Here is a 19,466-nt window from a genome sequence, read left to right on the forward strand (position 1 = left end):
TAAAGTATCTTAATGATTAGTTAAATATCTTTTCCTTTTTCTCTAAGAAAATCAAGAAAAGCAGATTTACTACCATTTATTATTAAATCCTCAGGCATATCTATATTCTTAAGAATTTCAATTGCAGCATCAAAATTGCCTATATGAAAACATGAGTGAGCATCACTATTTAAAATTATTCTAACTCCATGTTCTTTACATAAACGAGCAATTTTTGTACAGGTTTTGTCACTTCCAATTCTTGATCTGATAAAGGAACTATTATTTATTTCAATCAATATGTTCTTTTCTTTTGCTTTTTTTACTAAAGCTTCTTCATGTATTGGAAATCTTGGATTTCCTGGGTGACCGATAATATGTACATTGGGATTATCCATTGCGTTTAAGAATGCAGAGGTATTTAGATCTGCATCATCACTGGATTGCATCACTGGTTCATGAATACTTGCAATAATAATATCTAAGTTTTTTTGTACGTCCATAGGTAGGTCTAAATTTCCATCATAATCTATAATATTTGCTTCAGAACCATAAAGCATTGTTACGCCAAAAAGTTCTCTTGGCATTATTTTTATGTTACCAAAATACCATTCATGTGGAGCTCCTGGCATTGTAGGACCATGATCAGTCGTACCTAAAAGTTGAAGGCCTATTTCGCTAGCGTATTTTGCATTTTCTAACAATGTAGTATAAGCATGACCACTAGCTACAGTGTGGGTATGCATATCGAGAATATATTTCATATCTTCAAACTCCTTCCGAAATAATAAATTTTAACTAACCTTATTATATATTAAAAATTATACTTTTAGAGGTTAATTCACAATTTATACATATCTTTAAATGAAATAATGTGAAAACAAAAGAAATATATAGTATATGAAACTTAATGAATGCACATTACTTATTATAGCAATTTATGATTACAAATCATAAATAAATGCATTATTTTTATAAAAACTACAATTTTTTAATAAATTTGAGCTACTATAATTGAAAGCATATCTAATAATATATTAATCATTAGATATGCTTTTCTATAGTGTATATATTTACTTAGTAGTTATTAAGAGCTTGTATAACCACCACCATCCACATGTAGAATTTGACCAGTAACATAACTAGAATCATAAGAAGCTAAGTATACATAAGCTGGAGCTAACTCTACTGGTTGCCCAGCTCTTTTCATAGATGTATCATCTAGACCAAATGTAGAAACATTATCAGCTGAATAACTTGATACTATTAGTGGAGTCCATATTGGACCAGGAGCAATTCCATTTACTCTAATACCTTTTTCAACCAAGTTAAGTGCAAGTGATCTAGTGAAAGTTACAATTGCTCCTTTGGTTGAAGAGTAATCTATAAGAAACTTATTTCAGTTATAAGCTGTTATAGAAGAAGTATTTATTATAAAACTTCCACTTTTAAGATATGGTAGAGCAGCTTTGGTAACGTGAAAAAGAGGAAAAATATTAGTTCTATAGGTGGTTTCCAATTCCACTGTCTCCTCCAGTAATTAGCGCAACTTTATCTTTTAATTTACCACTACCTAAATAGTTAGGATTATCAAAAATTGGTTTAGGATACATAAGTGCTTCAATGCCAGGTTGCACTGGTTGATGTTGGGGTGGAAAAGTTTTAGGCTCATTTTTACATTCAACAGAATATCCGAAATATGGATAAGAATTAAACATTTATATCCTCCCTTAAATATTTCAATATAAGTATATGTTTCTTATTAAGTCAGAGTGAACATTTGTGCTATACTGTATCATAGGGTTTTTTATAGGAAACTTAATTTATTTTCATACAAATAAGTTATGAGTTGAACTTAAAACCATATAAGAATGTGATTATAAAAATCATTAATAACAATATAGGATAGGTATTTAGAATGAAAGTAGATAAAGTTAAAGTAATAGATTTAGCTAATGAATTAGGAATATTTCTTAAGGTTGTTACTTCAGTGAAGGCTTTTGAAAATTATAATAGTTTTTTTAATATTTATGATCAATTTGATGAGCCTTGCAGAAGAATTGTTGTATTAACTCCTTTTAATGAATTAGAGGAGGTAAATGACGAAAATCCTGATAAGGATATTTTAAAAGGTGAATTAATTGAAGGTAATGTATGGTTAGAAGAGTATCCTTTGTTAGTAAGTCCTAAAGACATAATGCTTGATAAAATAGAAATAGCAAAGGAACTGGCAGAAAAGATAAGAAAAATGTTTTTGAAAAGTCAATAAATAGAGTAAATATGTCATAGAAATTAAGATGAAACATTTTTATTGAAGTATAAATATAATATATAGATAATCATGAAATATAGAGGAAAAATATGTATACAAAAGGAGACTTTCATATCCATAGTATATTTTCAGATGGAGATTATTCGCCAACAGAACTTGTAGTTATGGCAAAAGAAAAGGGCTTAGATATAATTTCTATAACTGATCATAACAGCATTGATGGGGTTGAGGAAGCTATAAATCGAGGGAAATTAGAGGGTGTCAAAGTTATTCCAGGAATTGAGCTTTCTACAAGATTCAGAGGGAAAAAAGTCCATGTTTTAGGATATTTTAATGAAGAAATCCTTAAAAATAGTAACTTTAAGAGGGTATTAGAATATGTAAGAAGTAGGGATGTTTTATCATTACAGCAGTTACTTGATTTCGAAGTTAAATTTGATGATGAAAGCATCAAAAATAAAATTCATACTAATTCAGGAATAAAGTTATTGAAATATTTTGGAGGGGTAGCAGTTCTTGCTCACCCAATAAAAATTAAAAATGAAATAGTTAGTGATATACTTAACTTAGATTTTAATGGCATTGAAGCAGTGTATTGGAAAAACTCTAAAATAGATAATGAATATTTTAGAAGTAAAGCAAGAGAAAAGGGATGTTTTTATACTGCAGGATCTGATTTTCATTCAGATAAGAGGGTAGACAAACGACATGGAAAACTGGGAGAGGTATTTCTTAATAAAGAAGAAATTGAAAACTTTATAAATATAATAGAGTAATTATAGTAGTTCACCCGTGGAAACAGAAGCTTAGGCTTCTGTTTTTTTACTTATTTAATTTATAAGTTTTCACATAATTCTGCGACAATGTTACCACAGATTTTCCGAATTAATGTACTAAAATTAGTATATACTATTTGATAATAATAAGGAGGAGAAAATGGAATTTATTAGAAAGAATGTATTTAATATAATAATGATCATATCAATAATATTATCTATAGGTTTATGTGTTTATACAGTAGGTAATTATACTAAAAATACGGCTAATACCAATAATTATGAGCAAGGAAATTTTCAAGGAAGTGGAAAAGATCAAGGGAGAACGCAGCCAGATGGAAAAATGGGTAACGGAACTAATGAAAATATAAATCAAAATAATGGTGGTAATACAAATAATCAAGCTCAAAGACCACAGTTTCAAAGTGGTAATATGAATAGGGGGATGAGTTCTTCAGGAAGTAATAAGTACATATCACCTATACTTATTGCCTATATAATAGCATTTTTCGGGACATTCATAACTTTATTTACGTTTAGAAAGAGAAGAAGAGTTGCCCTTTCAGATAAGAATAAGAAAATACTTATATATGGGCTATTAGCATTAGGATTATTATTGAGAATTTCACTAGGATTATATTCCCAAGGATTCATTTCTGATATTAATTTATTTAAAAATTGGGCGACTACAGCAGCTAATAATCTTACAGGTTTCTATTCAGGCTCCAGAACTAGTGATTATCCGCCATTTTATATTTATATACTATTCTTAACTGGAAAGCTTGCAAGTTTGTCTGCAATTAATCCTTACTTTACTTTTTTAATAAAGATTCCATCGATACTTGCAGATATAGTAACAGCATTTTTTATCTATAAAATTGGAAAGAAGTATATTAAAGAAGAATTAAGTATGTTGATCTCTATATTTTATATATTTAATCCCGCAATTTTTATTAACTCAACAATATGGGGGCAAGTAGATTCATTTTTTACAATGATAATAGTGCTTGCAGTATATTTAATGACAGAGGGCAAAATTGCATTATCTTCAGTTGTATTTACTATAGGAGTACTGATGAAGCCTCAAGGAATAATATATCTTCCAGTATTATTTTTTGAATTAGTTAGACGGAAAAGTATTAAAAGCTTTCTTGTATCTGGAATATCAGCATTAATTACAGCTTTAATTATTATACTACCATTTTCTATTACTCAAGGATTTACATGGATAATTAATCTATTCGCTAAAACAATAGGCGAGTATCCGTATGCTTCAGTAAATGGTTATAATTTTTTCACTTTGTTAGGTCAAAATTATACAAGGGATTCCCAGAGTTTTATCTTTTTTAGTTATCATACATGGGGAATTATTTTTATTATATTAATAACATTTTTTACTTGGTTTATTTATATTAAAGGTAATAGCAAAATCATTGCGCCCCTAGCAGCACTAATACAGATTGCTGGTGTATTTACTTTCTCCACAAGTATGCATGAAAGATATCTTTTCCCGGCAGCTGCCTTAGCACTTCTAGCATATATTTATATTAAAGATAAAAGACTTCTTATCTTAGCAAGTGTATATAGTATGACAATTTATTTAAATACCCAAGATGTTCTATTTAATTCTGGGAATGGTATGGGTAGCGCCCCTTCAGGATTTCTACTATTTATTACATCACTAACAAATGTTATAGCTTTCATTTACCTTGGAAAAATAGCATGGGATATAGCAGTGAAAAAGAGAATATATGAATTAGAAGAAAATAAAGAAGTAAGTTAGAATATAATTTTTAAAGACTCAATTACAAATTAGTAATTGAGTCTTTATTAAACTATAGCAATTTGATTTCTACCACGTTTTTTGGCAATATAGAGAGCAGTATCAGCCTTTTTAATAAAATCTTTAATAGTAATATTTTTACTTGGAACTATTGAAGTTACTCCAAGTGATAGTGTTACCTTGTCAGATACCTTAGAATAAGCATGAGGAATATTTTTGAATTTAACTATTTCTTGAAGATTTTCGCATAGCTCTCTAGCCTTATTTAATGAACATTCAGGCAACACGATTATAAACTCATCTCCACCATAACGTGCAGCAAAAAAGTTTTCATTTTCAAAAGTGGACAAAATTTTAGCTATCTTAACAATACATCTATCTCCCTCTACGTGACCATAATTATCATTATATTCTTTAAAATAATCCACATCAAATAATACCAGTGAAATACGATTACCGCTTTCTAAAGTTCTATTCCATATATCCTTTAAGTAACTGTCTAATTTTCTCCTATTTGGAATTTTAGTCATGCTATCATTTTCTGACAAGAAGAGAAGCTTTTTATTTAATTCCTTAAGTTGTGCTTGCACGGCGTGAGTTTTTTCTATTTCCTTTTCTAGTTCAGACGATTTTATTGCATTGTTAATCGCAATAGAAGCATAAGAAGATAAAGATTTTATCATCTCAATATGATAAGCAGTAAAAGCATGTTTTTCTTTACTTTGGATAGACATAATGCCTATAACTTTAGTGTTTATTATTAACGGGCAAAATATAAGCGAGTTCAATTCTTGATCTTTTTTGTTTATTTTAAAACGATAGGTTTCTTCATCCATATGATTTAGATATTCAGAACTCATATCATTCACAATGATAAATTCTGAATTAGTAATGCATCTACTTGTAAAACTTTCATACTCAGCAATTGATAGACTAGCTTTTTTTCTTTTTTTGCCGTCATCAAAAACATCTAAATAATTTACAGTGGAATTTTTTTCATCATATAAACCAATTCCTAGATATGTGAAATCTATTAGGTTTTTTATACTTGAATGAAGTATATCTATTATTTTGTTTAGATTTAAAGTTGAGGTGATTTCTTGTCCTAATTCACTTATTATTGAAATTTTCTCTATAATAGTTTGAAGTGAGTCAGATTTACTTTTTAGATTTTCATTATTAACTATCATTTCGTCCATTCGTTTTTTAATTTTCAAGTTATTAGCTAAATGATTATGAAAAGCATACAAATTTTCTTTTTCATTTTCATAATGCATTTTTGAATATTTATATGAATTTTCATAGTCGCCTAATTCACCATAAAACATGGCAAGTAAACTAGAAGTTTCAGATATTTTTTCTGTCATATTGCTCTTTATAGCTAAAATACAAGCTTCTTTTAACTTATTTAATGCTTTATTGAAATTACCGCGTTCCTTAAGATACTCAAAATAATTTATTAATACGTCAATCTTATAAAAAACAGGTGAGTGATTTTTATTAATATTTAAAGCAATATCAAAATAATCTTCTGCCTTTATAAAATCAGATTTCTTCCAATAGGATAAAGCTAGTAGCTTGTAACAATCTGATTCGGGAATTTTATAATTATATAGATTGAAATATTTTAAAGCAGTATAAGAAAGTTCAGTAGATTTATCATAATCTTCTAATAAATAGTATAACTCACCTAAACTTAAAAGCGTTATTCCCTTAGAAAAAGAAAAATCAAACTGCTTATCAATTTCATATGCAGTATTACAATAATTTAGGGCTTCATGATAATCCTGAAGAAATTTATAAATCTCTGAAATATTATTCAATGTTCGAACCATTGATTTTTTTGTAGAAGAATTTTCATCAAATTTTTTATTACTATCAATCAAAGCAGCAGTTTCTTCAGCTTTGCTATAAAAATCCATACTCCGATCATATTCTCCTAATTCACTAAAGATAATACCTAATTGGTTATAACAACCACATTGAAGGTCATATAATCCTTCTTTTATAAAGATATCTAATGAATAATAAGTTAAATCTATAGAGTTTTCATAGTTTCCAGTATTATAATATGCTTCTGATAAAAAGTATTTTGATATTGCGATTCCAAGTTCGTACCCAATCTTTTCTGACACTCCAAGTGTTTCTTTAGCAAGGGTTAAAGTTTTTTCGTAATTAACATATTTTATTTTATTAATTTCATGTAGAAGCAAATCGATTGAATCTCTATTTATAGTATTATTCATATACTAGCCCTCATAACTTAAATAATTTATCAATAATAAATAAGAAAAAATATTATATTTAAAAATAATATATCATAACTGTGGACTTGCATACAATATTTTCCGTATAAAAACATAATTGGTATTTTTATCAACATAAAGGATTAAAAATGAAAATAAAGAATAAATTTGTAGTATTATAAAATATTGAGAAGCTAAATAAACTTAATTATTACATTAATATAAAAGCGTGGTAGCTTATTGTCGTTTTTTATATTAAAATGAAAGAAATTTTTTTTATTAATTAAAATTTATAAATGTTTTTATTAAAATAAAAACACCTTAAATTTATAAAATATAAATTTAAGGTGTTGAATTTTTAGTTTAGTATATCTAATAAAAACTAAGCTTTGTTTACAGATCCGAATAGTTCCATTTTTTCTTTAACAGTTGCTTTTATAGCTTCGAATCCTGGTCCTAATAACTTACGTGGATCAAATCCTTTTCCTTCTAAGTCTTTTCCAGCTTCTATATATTTACGAGTAGCTTCTGCAAATGCTAATTGACATTCAGTGTTAACATTTATTTTAGCAACTCCTAATGATATAGCTTTTTGAATCATGTCTGCAGGAATTCCAGTACCACCATGTAAAACTAGAGGAACATCACCAGTTGCATCTTTGATAGCAGCTAATGCAGTGAAATCTAATCCCTTCCAGTTTGCAGGGTATTTACCATGGATATTTCCAATACCAGCAGCTAACATAGTAACTCCTAATTCAGCTATTTGTTTGCATTCAGCTGGATCAGCTATTTCACCTGCTCCAACAACACCATCTTCTTCTCCACCGATAGAACCAACTTCTGCTTCAACAGAGATTCCTTTTTCTGAAGCGATTCTGATGATTTCTTTAGTCTTTTCAATGTTTTCTTCGATTGAATAATGTGATCCATCGAACATTACTGATGAGAAACCAGCTTCGATAACTTTTAAAGCACCTTCGTAGCTGCCGTGGTCTATGTGTAATGATACAGGAACAGTTATGTTTAATTCTTTAATTAATCCATTAACCATACCAACAACAGTAGTGTAACCACCCATATATTTTCCTGCTCCTTCAGATACACCTAATATTACAGGTGAATTGTTTTCTTGAGCAGTTAATAAAATAGCTTTAGTCCATTCTAAATTGTTAATGTTGAATTGACCAACAGCATATTTCCCTTCTCTAGCTTTGTTTAACATTTCTTTTGCTGAAACTAACATACGAAACCTCCATGAATTTAAGATTTTACAAATACTTCCATAAAGAAGACATTTGTAATATATTTCATTTCTTAAGGCTTATTATAATCCAAAAATAAAAAAAAGAAAACATTAAATTTGTTGAAATATCAAACAAGTTAATAATTTAACAATCTGAGGAAGAAGAATATTAATAATAAATAATCACAAATTATATATTTTTAGAGTATAATTATTCACTCTAAATTTTGTCAGAATAACTTTTGTGTAATATTCAAAAGATAAATTTGGAGGTGATAAATTTGACACAAAAACTAGGAAAAAATAATAAAACTGGCGAGAAATCTTATTATAGAAATAAGAACAATAAATCAGCTGCAAATCCTGTTAACACAAATGAAGATAATGATATGACAAAACCAGTAAGAGGATTACCTAAATAAAATATTTAAAAATTCACTAGGACTAAATTTAGTTTTAGTGAATTTTTTTATTTACATAGTTAATTTGCAGAAAATGTAACATCATGTCGAGAGCGTGAATAACTTATATAAGACACTAATATATGCAAAATCTAATTAGGAGGAAAGTAAATGAGTGAAGTTATTTTAAGGGCAAACTCAGGTGGTGTTGGACCATTTCCAGTTTTCACGACTCCACTAGTAGAGGAAATGCCTGTAGTAAGTGTTTCAATAGATACTACACAATTAAGAAATCCAGCGACTCTTTTAACTTTTACAGCTCAGATAAATATGCCAGCAGAATTAAATGTAAATTTAGCATTTACCATAAAAAAATATAGTTCACAAGGTGGGGTACAAACAATTGGGGGAACTTATGTATTTTCATCTATAGCTGAATTATTAGAAGCTGAGGCTTTTTCGTTCCAATTCTTTGATAATGGTAATGCTAGAGGAAATTTCACCTATGCAGTACAAGTAGCACCAAATTCCTTTATAGGTATTGCGCCAGGATTAACTATTACTAATGCAGTTTTAAGCGCTTTAGCTGTAGAACAAGCATGATAAAATTTAGGGGGCTCAAAATATGAATTTAATTTGCGAAGGCTATGATAATAGGGAATCAAATGTAGTATTAAATGCTGCTACTGGAGGAGTAGGACCATTTCCTGTTTTTACAACGCCACTTATAAAAAATGTTCCAGTAGTAAGTGTTACAATCGATACTACAACACTTAGAGACCCTTCAGTATTACTATCATTTACGGCTCAAATAAATATGCCAGCAGAGCTAAATGTAAATTTAGCATTCACAATAAAGAGATCAAATAACCAAGGGGTAGAACAAGCAATAGGAGGAACCTACGTATTCTCATCAATAGCGGAATTACTTGAAGCAGAATCATTTGCATTTCAATTTTTAGATACTATAAATACAAAAGGAATTTACACCTATAGTGTACAACTAGCTGCAAATTCCTTTATAGGTATAGCACCAGGCTTGACAATAACAAATGCAACACTAAGTGCATTAGCAGTAGGTTGATTTTTGAACAGGGATTATTTCTTATATTGATATAATCCCTGTATTTTTATTTAGAAATTAAAGAACAAATTTGATACATTTTGAATAAATATATTAATAGTAAGAAAATTTAAGGCTGGGGGATGGAGAATGAGTGTATTAAAGATTATACCTTCTAAAGAAAGAACTATAATGAATGGAGTAGTACAATTTTATCTAAGAAAATCTTTAATTGGTAATTTTCACAACTCTTCAAAAATATATAAAAGTGTATATAGCTTCGAATTAAATGATTATCAAAATAAAGGGCACCTAAAAAAAATAACTCTTAATTTTTATTTAGAGAGCTTATTTAATTGTGAGAATTTAGATATAGGAATGACTTTAGTAAAGAAATATAGGGATAATAGTTTAATTAAAAGAGAACTAAAGAAAATTGTTACACAAGAAGATACTAGAAAATACTTTAAAGTAGACTTAAGAAACGTTTTTGATGAGAAAGAATTAATGTTAACTGAAGAAATTTATTTAGGCGTATATAGTAATTCTATAAGTGGAATAGCTATATTTGAATCAAAAAATAGCTCAAATAGTCCCTTTATATTAATAGAATGGGAAGATAGAACTGAAAAAATACAGGGTAAAAATGTTTTACAGGATTATAAAATAGTAAAAGCAAAGAATTATGAAGAAAACATAGATATGAAAAAAGATGAGCTAGAAAGTACATATGAAGATAAAGTTTGTGATGAAGATTTTAAAATAGAGAAGACTACTGTGTTTAAGGAAATGGAAGAATTTGAAGAGGAACTAGATAGTTCAGAGTTACAAGAGGTAGATGGAAATGATGAAGTGGATAAAAGTATATTAGTTGAAGAACAGAACATAAAGGCGGATGAAGTAGAGGGGAAAAATGAAGAATGTAATGATTATAAATTATTAGAGGAAGTAAATAAATTAGAGAGTTTAGACGTAAGTACAAAAACACAAGGTATTAATAAGTTTAAGGCAATATTTATTAAAAATAAAGTTTCTAATGAAAATATAAGTATATATAAAGAATTATTAAAAAGTCTTATAGGAGAAAGCATTGAGGTAGAAGTTGAAGATAGAGAAGTAAGAATATTTAAGGGGATAGTTAATTCAATTAATGGAGATTATGTTCAATTAAAGAGAAATGAAGTATTTAATGTAATTTCAATATTTTATATATCAAAAATATCTGGTGGTGAAAAATTAAATCAGATTAGAATAGAAAATTTATATAGAAATCAAACTAACAAAACAAATGAAGGGCTCAATAGCGTACTATCATATTTAAAAGATAAAAATGTAAGTTTAATACTTGATGAATCTCCAATGAATATTGGAAAGGTTCAAATTCTAGATATATATGATGGAGCAGTAAAGGTTAAAAAAGTTAATAATTGCTTACATCCAAAGTATTATATTCTAAATACTAATTATATTAAGGTAATAGAAAATATTGCATTAGATGAAGAATATTTTAATAGAAGTATAGAAAAAATTGGACTTCATGGATAGTGAAGTCCATATTTGTTTTCATTTCTAATTGATTAATAATCAAAGCTATTATAAAATAATACAATGTCCAGATATAAATCTTACTAAAAATATGTATAGACTAATATATTTTTGTGAGTGAGGAGGAAGTAATGGAGGAGTACGTAATAAAAAAGGTTTTAAATAATAATGTTGTAATTGCTGAAAAAGATTCTAATGAATTTGTTTTAGTGGGTAAAGCTATCGGATTTAATACAACAAAAGGTACTAGACTTCCAGAAGACAAGATAGAAAATATATTTATAAAACAATCATTTAAATCAAAAGAAAACTTTAATAGAGTTTTGCAGAATATAAATGGTGAAATAGTAGGAATTTCAGAAGAAATAATCTCATTATGTGAAAAGGAATTAGATGTTAAAATCAATGGTGCAATACATGTATCCCTTCCAGACCACATCAATTTTGCAATTACAAGAGCAAATGAAGGAATACGAATTGAGAATCCATTTTTACATGAGTTAGAGGCTTTATACCCAAAAGAATATGTACTTGCTGAAAAAGCTTTAAATATGATAAATGAAAGATTTAATGTTAAATTACCTAATGATGAAATTGGTTTTATCTGCATGCATATTAATGCAGCTATAGGTGAGCAAGAAGTTGGAGCAACCTTAGCCTATACTAAAAAAATAGGTGAAATTATGGATTTCTTATATAGACTTTTAGGAAAAGCCCCAGATAGAGGTTCTCTAAGCTATGTGAGAACAATTACTCATTTGAATTTTATGATTGAGAGAGTTATGAATAAGAAATTCATTAAGAATAATTTGCTTGACATAATAAAAAAAGAATTTTATAATCAGTACGATATTGCGATTAAGGTTGCAATTAAAATGGAAAACTTATTTTCTATTAAGATTCCAGAAGATGAGATAGGATATATCGCTCTTCATATAAATAGAATTAAAGAATTATAAGTAGTATTACTATTAAATTAGGCACGAGCTTAAAGAAATAACTATGGCATAGTTATATTCTTTTGCTCGTGCTTTTCTTTTTGTTTTTATACTGAAGTAAATAAATGACTAATAATATTTTTGCTTCAGATATATATTTTTTATACATAAAACATAGGAGGAATCATAATGAAGAAACTATTTTCAGTGCTTCAAAAGATAGGTAAGTCATTAATGTTACCAGTATCAGTTTTACCAGCTGCTGGATTACTATTAAGATTTGGTCAACCAGACTTACTAAATATACCTTACATGGCTCAAGCTGGTGATGCAATATTCACTAACTTACCAATGATATTTGCTGTTGGTGTAGCCATAGGATTTTCAGGGGGAGAAGCCGTAGCTGCTTTAGCTGCTGTAGTAGGTCAATTAATATTACAAGCAATTATAAAAGTAGCAAGTGCTAATGCTGCTTTAGCGTTAGCAACAAAAACTGCATCAGAGCAACATATTTCATTAGATGTTTTTGTTAATTCAGCAGCATATGCTGACGTAGTATCAAAAACAACTATTAATATGGGTGTTTTTGGTGGAATAATAATAGGTTTAATTGCAGGTGCTTTATATAATAGGTTCCATGATATAAAATTACCTCAAGTATTAGGATTTTTTGGTGGAAAAAGATTTGTTCCAATTATAACATCTATTGCAGCTTTAATATTTGCAACAATTGGAGTACAAGTATGGGGACCAATTCAAGATGGAATTAATACATTTTCACAATGGGCAAGTACATCAGTGTTAGGACCAGCATTTTATGCTGCTGGTAAGAGATTACTTATTCCTGTTGGATTACATCATATGTACTATCCAGCATTCTTATATCAATTTGGTGAATATGTTTCAAATGGCGTAACTTACTTTGGTGACTCAGGAAGGTATTTCCATGGAGATCCAAATGCGGGTATATTTATGGCTTCGGAATATCCAGTATTAATGTTTGGACTTCCTGGAGCAGCTGTTGCTATGATTGCAGCTGCAAAAAAAGAGAACAGAAAGAAAGTTGCAGGTATGATGATTTCAGCTGCATTTGTTGCTTTCTTAACAGGAATAACTGAGCCAATAGAATTCTCTTTCATATTCGTAGCACCAATACTATTTGTATTCCATGTTGCAGCAGCATTCTTATCTGGAATAATTACTAGCTTATTACATATAAGATTAGGATATACATTCTCAGCATCATTTATAGACTATTTATTAGGATTTAAATTTGCAGGACATCCATTACTTATTTGGTTAGTAGGTATAGCATATTTTGTATTATACTTTGTTGTATTTTACTTTACAATTAAAGCTACAAATGCTAAAACACCAGGTAGAGAAGATGAAGACGAAAATGCAATAGCACCGATTAATGTCAAAGGAAGCGAAAGAGCAGCAAAGGTATTAGAGGCAATAGGTGGGAAAGATAATATAGAAGTTTTAGATGCTTGTATTACAAGATTAAGACTTACTTTAAAAGACCCTTCAGTAGTTGACCAGGCGACACTAAAAGCTCTTGGAGCAGCAGGTATATTAGTTGCAGGAAGTAATGTCCAAGCAATTTTTGGAACTGAAGCAGAAAAAATTAAAGATGACATAAAAGCTATAATTGCTAATGGCGGATACGTTCCAACAACAAATGCAGTTCAAGCTAATGAAATAGTAGAAGATACTAAAAAAGTAGCTAGCGGAACAGTTGCTAATTTATCAAATCCAATTGATGGAGAAATAGTTACATTAGATAGAGTACCAGATGAAGTTTTTGCAGGTAAAATGTTAGGGGACGGATTTGCAATAATTCCAGTAGGAAATGAAGTACATGCACCAGCTGATGGAGAAGTTAGAGTAGTATTCCCAACTAAGCATGCGGTAGCAATTGAAACTATTGATGGGCTTGAAATATTGATTCATGTTGGTATTGATACAGTTGAATTAAATGGTGAGGGTTTCATAGCTCACGTAAGACAAGGAGATAAAGTTAAAAAGGGTGATTTATTATTAACTTTTGATCAAGATATAATTAAAGAAAAAGCTAAGAGTAATATTACCCCAGTGATTGTTACAAATATGGATGTTGTAAAAGAAATTAGCGTTCAATTAGGAAACAAAAAGAATGGGGAAATTTCAGCAGATATAACTTTAAATTAATAAAGAAAGGCTTCTCAAGGTAATTTTGAGAAGCCTTTTAACTATACAATTTCGTTTTGATGATTGTAATCAAATTCCTTAGGATCTTGAGAATTTACTCCTTTTTTAAAATCATTTAAACCAATTCTCTCAATAAAATCGCTAACTTTTTCTCCAAAACTTGCATTCTTTTGATAGAAAGCAAATGTTTTCTCTACTAATTCATAAGCTGTTTCTTCTGTGACATCTATGGCAATTATGTCTGCAATTCTAGGATTATAGCCAGAAGATCCACCAGCGGTTACTCTAAAACCAGTTTTGTCAGCAATTACACCAACATCTTTTGAATAAACACCACCACAGGCATTTCTACAACCTGCAACTCCAATTTTAGCCCTATTAGGCATAGATGCTCCGTGAAACTTTTTTGAAAGTCTCATTCCAATAGTCATGGTATTTGCCTTTGATCTTTTACAGAAGGCAGCAGGGCATATTTCAACATTTTTTACTGAGTAAATATTTTTAACAGCTGGTTCCATGCCTAGTTCATTCCAAATATTTTCTAAATCTTCTTCCTTAAGATTAGTAATTAATATTCTTTGTCCAGAAGTTATTTTTAGAACTGCATTATACTTTTTTGCTACTTCAGCTATTTTTATAAGATTATCAGGAGTAATAAATCCACCAGGGATATGTGGTGTTATCCCAAAAGTCCTTTTCCCATCTCTAACTTTTTGCAAATTACCATAGTGTGGCATATCCTCATCCTCCAATTAATATCATTAGTTTAACTTAAAACCTATATATCAGTATTTTAATATATAAATAGTATTTTGTCTGTAATCTAAGATACATTTAAAAATTAAATTGAAACATAATAAACTTGAGGTGATTATATGTTTATACCCAAGAGAGTGATATTCGAAAATGATGCATTAAATTATCCTTTAGGAGAAGAGTTATTAGAAAGATTCAAATCCAATAGTGATATCGAAATAATGTACTCTAAAAATGGAAGAATCACAGGTATTCCAGGTACAAATCCTAGTGAGAAATATTTAGAGAGCAAAAGTACATTAGTTGTTGGAGTGAGAAAAACTTTAGATTTTCAGTCCTGTAAGCCTTCTGCACATTATCAATTACCATTAGTAAGTGGTTGTATGGGAATGTGTGAATACTGCTATTTAAATACTCAAATGGGGAAGAAGCCCTATATAAAGATTCATGTAAACATTGAAGAGATTTTAGAAAAAGCTCAGAAATATATAAACGAAAGACTACCTGAAATTACAATTTTTGAAGGAGCTGCAACTTCAGACCCTGTACCTGTAGAAGGGTATACTGGAGCTTTAAGAACTGCAATTGAATACTTTGGTGAAAATACTAATTCAAAATTCCGCTTTGTGACTAAATACAATGATATAGATGGACTTTTGAATTTAAAACATAATGGAAGGACAACAATAAGATTTAGCATAAATGCAAGTGAAGTTATTCGAAAATTTGAACATAATACATCACTTTTAGATGATAGGCTTGATGCGGCATTAAAAGTATCAAATGCTGGTTATCCATTGGGATTTATTATAGCTCCTGTTTTCTTATATGACAGTTGGAAAGAGGATTATAATATACTAATGGACAAAATTGATAAGTTGTTTATTGGGAAAAATTTAATGTTTGAAGTTATATCCCATAGGTTTACTAAAAGAGCAAAAGACAATATATTAAGTATTTATCCCAAAAGCTTATTACCAATGGAGGAGGAAATAAGAAAATTTAAGTACGGACAATTTGGTTATGGTAAATATGTATATAAGGATGAGGAATTAAAGAATATGAAGGAGTTCTTTAAAGAGAGAATTACTAAGAGTTTTGGAGAGGGAGCTATAAATTATATAATATAGAAGATTAGGGGCTAATCAGTGTTTGATTAGTCTTTCTTATTTTTTTATGGGTTTAAATGTAAAAATTGACAAAAAATATTACAAATGATATTGTGTGTATATACGATATACACGGTTAAAAATGCAAAGGAGGAGTTTATGAATATAAATATTGATTATAGCAGTGATTTACCTATGTATGAACAGATCAAAATTTGTATAAAGGAAAATATACTTTTAGAAAAAGTTAAATTTAATGAAGCTCTTCCTTCAGTAAGGCAATTATCTAAAGAATTAAATATTAGTACAATTACCACTAAAAGAGCATATATGGATTTAGAACGTGAGGGGTATATTTACACCATTTCAGGTAAAGGAACATTTGTAAATAGTGTTGATACCACTAAGCTTTTAAATGAGAAAAGAGACAAACTTATAGATGAATATAAGATAAAAGTACTTGAGATTAAAGAAGCTGGTGTAAGTAAAGAGAGTATCATAAAGATAATTGATGAGCTATATAGGGGGTAGTTATTTTGGAGAATATATTAGAGGTTAATAATTTAAGCAAAGAATTTCGAGGTTTTAGGTTAGATAATATATCATTCAAACTTGAAAAGGGTAGCATAATGGGCTTCGTAGGTGAAAATGGAGCAGGAAAAACAACAACAATAAAATTGATTTTAAATACTATAGGGAAATCCTCAGGAGATATAAAAATAATGGGTAAGGATAATGTTGAGGATGAGATATTTGTAAAGTCACATATTGGATATGTTCCAGATGAAAGTTATTTCATGGAAGGCTCTACTTTGATAAATCATTCAAAAGCCATAAAAACTTTTTATGAAGATTGGAATGAGAATAAATTTAGAAAATATTCATCCTTGTGGAAGCTCCCTTTAGATGTTAAGATAAGTGATTTTTCTAAAGGTATGAAGACTAAAGCAATGCTAGCATTAGCATTAGCACATGAACCTAAGCTATTAATTTTAGATGAGCCCACAGCTGGGCTAGATCCAATAGCAAGGATTGAAGTGTTAGATATGCTTAGAGAATTTGTAGAAGAGGGTGAACGTTCTGTATTTTTTTCTACACATATAACTTCTGATTTAGATAAGATAGCAGATTACATTACTGTGATTCACAAAGGGAGAATATTACAAAGTATAGCAATGGATAATTTTGAAGAAAACTATATCTTACTATCAGGTGGAATTGAGGAACTTAAGGGGCTAGAGGAGGAATTTATAGGCATAAGAAAAGGTGAAGTGACATTTGAAGGGCTTATTTTAAGAGAAAAAGCAAATAAATATTTTTCTAATATTAGAGGAACTAAACCTAATGTTGAAAATCTTTTAACATTCAGTGTTTGGGGGAATAACTATGAGTAGAATATGGAAGATAATAAAAGTTCATTGGAATCTTCTTGATGGACTTTATAAATTTTTGACAATCTTTTATATAATAATTTTGACCATGATGACCCAGCTAGATTATAAAGTTATAAAGGAGGAAATTGAATACTATATAAATGCTAATAAGTACGTAAATTTTGCAAGTACAATTTCCCAAAGTTTAAGTTTAATGACGTTTTGTATGATTTTATATACTTATTTTATTAGACGAGATCCTATAGTTAAAAAATATAGAAAATACTATAACAGGGATTTCTTTGTGCAATTACCTATACTTAAAAAGGATATACTTCTTGGTAAATTTTTGTTATATATCTGTTCAAGCATTCCAGCTTTATTTGTAATGACAACTTTTATATCTTTAAATATCTATTATGGACAAACAAACGTTGTATCAGCATATTCAGGATTACTAGTATTATTATTATTTCTTTGGTTTTTAGCTGCTAGCATTTCTAATTTATTTGAAGAAGTATATAAAGATAAATTTAGTATATTTAAGTTTTTAGATTTGTGGTATATTCTTATTGTTAATTTTTATATATTACATTCATTCACTTCTCAGCCTATATATGTTGGAACTATAGCCAATGATACAATTATGTTTAATTCATTAGGAGAGAGATTTGTTCCTATATTAAAAATGTTTAGATATATTGGGGGTATTTGGGGAATACCTGTAATAATCATCTCCATAATAATAAGCTACTTTATAAGCTGTAAGTTACCTATTTATATTTTAGGTAAGAAGGAGAAATTAAAATGAAGGATCTAGTTTTAAACTATTTTAAAATGATAAGAGCAGGATTTTTTTATAGAACTTTTTTATTATCATTGTGGTTAATAATTCCTTCTATCCTAAATATAGTAGTGGAAGGAACTAATTTAGCAAGTGTTTTCATAGTATGTATGGTTGCATTTATTATACTTCCAGGAATAATGGAGGAGTCAATAGAAGGTTATATATTTTACGCAGCTATTCCAATAAGAACAAAGGATATAGTGAAATATATGTATGTGAATACTTATATAATATTTATAATTGGCTTAGTAATGCACTTGATATTTTCGTATATAGCTAACAAACCATTATCAATGCTATATATTATATCAATAGGAATGATGTTATTAATTACAAATGTATTTTATCCATTTTACCCTATTGGGGGCAATACAGACACTATATTTATAAATGAGAAATTAATATCTTTTAAAAGTGTTGTTATTATTAGTTTATTTGTGGCCACTTTTTTGTTAGAGATTATTTTTAATTCATCACTGAATAAAGGCAGTATAGTAATTTTTCAGTGGATATTAATGATAGTTATACTTTTAATAACCATAGGAACAGCGAAAATTTCTTATAGAGCTACAATTAAGAGGATAATGGAGTAGAAAATAATATTAATTAGGAAAAATATTTTTAAAATTCTTAATATATTGTTAAAGACTATTGCAATTAATTGATTAATTGATTATAATATAAAAAATAACAAGATATCTAAAGATAATGATAAGGAAGAGTACACTTAATTGACTTTTAAGAGAGCTAAAGATTTGGTGGAACTTTGGTAAGAAGATTTAGTGGAAGCAGCCTTTGAATCTTACATTGAAAAATAAGAATTTCATTCTTAACTAGATAGTAACGTATCCTCACGTTATAGAGGTGGAATATATTTATATATTCTAGCTGAGTGAGCAATTTTATTGCTTATTAGGGTGGTACCGCGGAGTTATTCCT

The 19,466-nt window shown here is 28.7% G+C and carries 18 protein-coding genes, 1 pseudogene and 1 other annotated feature (1 of these 20 running past the window's edge); of the genes and pseudogenes, 14 read left to right on the forward strand and 5 right to left on the reverse strand.

The features are described 5' to 3' along the window. Positions 1-20 precede the first annotated feature (20 nt). Together JK634_RS13525 and JK634_RS13530 are read right to left on the reverse strand one after the other, a co-directional pair. Positions 21-743, reverse strand: a complete 723-nt coding sequence (locus JK634_RS13525; protein WP_202768207.1) for a phosphatase — start codon at positions 741-743, stop codon at positions 21-23. Between the two features lie 323 nt (positions 744-1,066). Further along, positions 1,067-1,697: pseudogene (locus tag JK634_RS13530) on the reverse strand (SDR family oxidoreductase). A 200-nt stretch (positions 1,698-1,897) separates the two neighbouring features. On the opposite strand from JK634_RS13530, the gene JK634_RS13535 reads away from it, so the two are divergent. From JK634_RS13535 to JK634_RS13545, 3 genes are all read left to right on the forward strand, one after another. Continuing rightward, positions 1,898-2,248, forward strand: coding sequence for a hypothetical protein (locus JK634_RS13535; RefSeq protein WP_202768208.1), 351 nt, complete (start codon positions 1,898-1,900; stop codon positions 2,246-2,248). Between the two features lie 92 nt (positions 2,249-2,340). Then, a complete protein-coding gene (locus JK634_RS13540) occupies positions 2,341-3,027 on the forward strand; it encodes a PHP domain-containing protein (RefSeq protein WP_202768209.1) in 687 nt (228 codons plus the stop codon). 160 nt (positions 3,028-3,187) lie between these two features. Further along, complete coding sequence (locus JK634_RS13545) at positions 3,188-4,810, forward strand: glycosyltransferase family 39 protein (protein WP_202768210.1); 1,623 nt, start codon at positions 3,188-3,190, stop codon at positions 4,808-4,810. A gap of 47 nt (positions 4,811-4,857) precedes the next feature. On the opposite strand, the gene JK634_RS13550 is transcribed toward JK634_RS13545, so the two are convergent. Next, the gene (locus JK634_RS13550) at positions 4,858-7,056 is read right to left on the reverse strand and encodes a sensor domain-containing diguanylate cyclase (RefSeq protein ID WP_202768211.1); all 2,199 of its coding nucleotides are present in this window, start codon (positions 7,054-7,056) and stop codon (positions 4,858-4,860) included. A 382-nt stretch (positions 7,057-7,438) separates the two neighbouring features. Then, positions 7,439-8,302 carry a class II fructose-1,6-bisphosphate aldolase gene (fba, locus tag JK634_RS13555; protein WP_202768212.1) on the reverse strand — a complete coding sequence of 288 codons (864 nt, stop codon included), beginning with the start codon at positions 8,300-8,302 and terminating at the stop codon, positions 7,439-7,441. A gap of 281 nt (positions 8,303-8,583) precedes the next feature. Between fba and JK634_RS13560 the strand changes: the two genes are divergently transcribed. From JK634_RS13560 to JK634_RS13585, 6 genes are all read left to right on the forward strand, one after another. Continuing rightward, a complete protein-coding gene (locus JK634_RS13560) occupies positions 8,584-8,724 on the forward strand; it encodes a hypothetical protein (protein WP_202768213.1) in 141 nt (46 codons plus the stop codon). 150 nt (positions 8,725-8,874) lie between these two features. Then, on the forward strand, positions 8,875-9,306 hold the full coding sequence (locus JK634_RS13565; RefSeq protein ID WP_202768214.1) for a DUF4489 domain-containing protein: 432 nt from the start codon (positions 8,875-8,877) through the stop codon (positions 9,304-9,306). 22 nt (positions 9,307-9,328) lie between these two features. After that, positions 9,329-9,787, forward strand: coding sequence for a DUF4489 domain-containing protein (locus JK634_RS13570; RefSeq protein ID WP_202768215.1), 459 nt, complete (start codon positions 9,329-9,331; stop codon positions 9,785-9,787). A gap of 129 nt (positions 9,788-9,916) precedes the next feature. Beyond that, positions 9,917-11,311 (forward strand): hypothetical protein, encoded by a 1,395-nt coding sequence (locus JK634_RS13575; RefSeq protein WP_202768216.1) that lies wholly within the window; start codon positions 9,917-9,919, stop codon positions 11,309-11,311. 131 nt (positions 11,312-11,442) lie between these two features. Further along, complete coding sequence (locus tag JK634_RS13580; protein ID WP_202768217.1) at positions 11,443-12,270, forward strand: PRD domain-containing protein; 828 nt, start codon at positions 11,443-11,445, stop codon at positions 12,268-12,270. A gap of 168 nt (positions 12,271-12,438) precedes the next feature. Next, entirely contained in the window at positions 12,439-14,442 is a 2,004-nt protein-coding gene (locus JK634_RS13585; protein WP_202768218.1) for a glucose PTS transporter subunit IIA, read from the forward strand. Positions 14,443-14,483: 41 nt separating this feature from the next. Here the strand turns inward: JK634_RS13585 and JK634_RS13590 are convergent, their stop codons facing one another. Further along, positions 14,484-15,179 carry a nitrite/sulfite reductase domain-containing protein gene (locus tag JK634_RS13590; RefSeq protein ID WP_202768219.1) on the reverse strand — a complete coding sequence of 232 codons (696 nt, stop codon included), beginning with the start codon at positions 15,177-15,179 and terminating at the stop codon, positions 14,484-14,486. Positions 15,180-15,317: 138 nt separating this feature from the next. Between JK634_RS13590 and splB the strand changes: the two genes are divergently transcribed. The 5 genes from splB (at position 15,318) to JK634_RS13615 (ending at position 19,120) form a co-directional block, all read left to right on the forward strand. Further along, positions 15,318-16,328, forward strand: coding sequence for a spore photoproduct lyase (gene splB / locus JK634_RS13595; RefSeq protein ID WP_202768220.1), 1,011 nt, complete (start codon positions 15,318-15,320; stop codon positions 16,326-16,328). Positions 16,329-16,466: 138 nt separating this feature from the next. After that, the gene (locus JK634_RS13600) at positions 16,467-16,838 is read left to right on the forward strand and encodes a GntR family transcriptional regulator (protein ID WP_202768221.1); all 372 of its coding nucleotides are present in this window, start codon (positions 16,467-16,469) and stop codon (positions 16,836-16,838) included. Between the two features lie 5 nt (positions 16,839-16,843). Then, positions 16,844-17,701 (forward strand): ABC transporter ATP-binding protein, encoded by an 858-nt coding sequence (locus tag JK634_RS13605; RefSeq protein WP_202768222.1) that lies wholly within the window; start codon positions 16,844-16,846, stop codon positions 17,699-17,701. After that, positions 17,694-18,491, forward strand: coding sequence for a hypothetical protein (locus JK634_RS13610; protein WP_202768223.1), 798 nt, complete (start codon positions 17,694-17,696; stop codon positions 18,489-18,491). The genes JK634_RS13605 and JK634_RS13610 overlap by 8 nt, the downstream gene beginning before the upstream one ends. Beyond that, on the forward strand, positions 18,488-19,120 hold the full coding sequence (locus JK634_RS13615) for an ABC-2 transporter permease (RefSeq protein WP_202768224.1): 633 nt from the start codon (positions 18,488-18,490) through the stop codon (positions 19,118-19,120). Before JK634_RS13610 ends, JK634_RS13615 begins: the two co-directional genes overlap by 4 nt. A gap of 106 nt (positions 19,121-19,226) precedes the next feature. Further along, positions 19,227-19,466: a binding site (T-box leader), on the forward strand (it continues 11 nt past the right edge of the window).

The organism is Clostridium paridis (assembly GCF_016765615.1).
In the GTDB taxonomy this organism is placed as follows: domain Bacteria; phylum Bacillota; class Clostridia; order Clostridiales; family Clostridiaceae; genus Clostridium_T; species Clostridium_T paridis.

Excerpts from the sequence above, each read along its gene's own strand:
- JK634_RS13565 (WP_202768214.1), top strand. The coding sequence starts at position 8,875 with ATGAGTGAAGTTATTTTAAGGGCAAACTCAGGTGGTGTTGGACCATTT.
- JK634_RS13615 (WP_202768224.1), top strand. The coding sequence starts at position 18,488 with ATGAAGGATCTAGTTTTAAACTATTTTAAAATGATAAGAGCAGGATTT.
- splB (WP_202768220.1), top strand. The coding sequence starts at position 15,318 with ATGTTTATACCCAAGAGAGTGATATTCGAAAATGATGCATTAAATTAT.
- JK634_RS13575 (WP_202768216.1), top strand. The coding sequence starts at position 9,917 with ATGAGTGTATTAAAGATTATACCTTCTAAAGAAAGAACTATAATGAAT.
- JK634_RS13535 (WP_202768208.1), top strand. The coding sequence starts at position 1,898 with ATGAAAGTAGATAAAGTTAAAGTAATAGATTTAGCTAATGAATTAGGA.
- fba (WP_202768212.1), bottom strand. The coding sequence starts at position 8,302 with ATGTTAGTTTCAGCAAAAGAAATGTTAAACAAAGCTAGAGAAGGGAAA.
- JK634_RS13540 (WP_202768209.1), top strand. The coding sequence starts at position 2,341 with ATGTATACAAAAGGAGACTTTCATATCCATAGTATATTTTCAGATGGA.
- JK634_RS13600 (WP_202768221.1), top strand. The coding sequence starts at position 16,467 with ATGAATATAAATATTGATTATAGCAGTGATTTACCTATGTATGAACAG.
- JK634_RS13590 (WP_202768219.1), bottom strand. The coding sequence starts at position 15,179 with ATGCCACACTATGGTAATTTGCAAAAAGTTAGAGATGGGAAAAGGACT.
- JK634_RS13585 (WP_202768218.1), top strand. The coding sequence starts at position 12,439 with ATGAAGAAACTATTTTCAGTGCTTCAAAAGATAGGTAAGTCATTAATG.
- JK634_RS13525 (WP_202768207.1), bottom strand. The coding sequence starts at position 743 with ATGAAATATATTCTCGATATGCATACCCACACTGTAGCTAGTGGTCAT.
- JK634_RS13570 (WP_202768215.1), top strand. The coding sequence starts at position 9,329 with ATGAATTTAATTTGCGAAGGCTATGATAATAGGGAATCAAATGTAGTA.
- JK634_RS13550 (WP_202768211.1), bottom strand. The coding sequence starts at position 7,056 with ATGAATAATACTATAAATAGAGATTCAATCGATTTGCTTCTACATGAA.
- JK634_RS13610 (WP_202768223.1), top strand. The coding sequence starts at position 17,694 with ATGAGTAGAATATGGAAGATAATAAAAGTTCATTGGAATCTTCTTGAT.
- JK634_RS13580 (WP_202768217.1), top strand. The coding sequence starts at position 11,443 with ATGGAGGAGTACGTAATAAAAAAGGTTTTAAATAATAATGTTGTAATT.
- JK634_RS13545 (WP_202768210.1), top strand. The coding sequence starts at position 3,188 with ATGGAATTTATTAGAAAGAATGTATTTAATATAATAATGATCATATCA.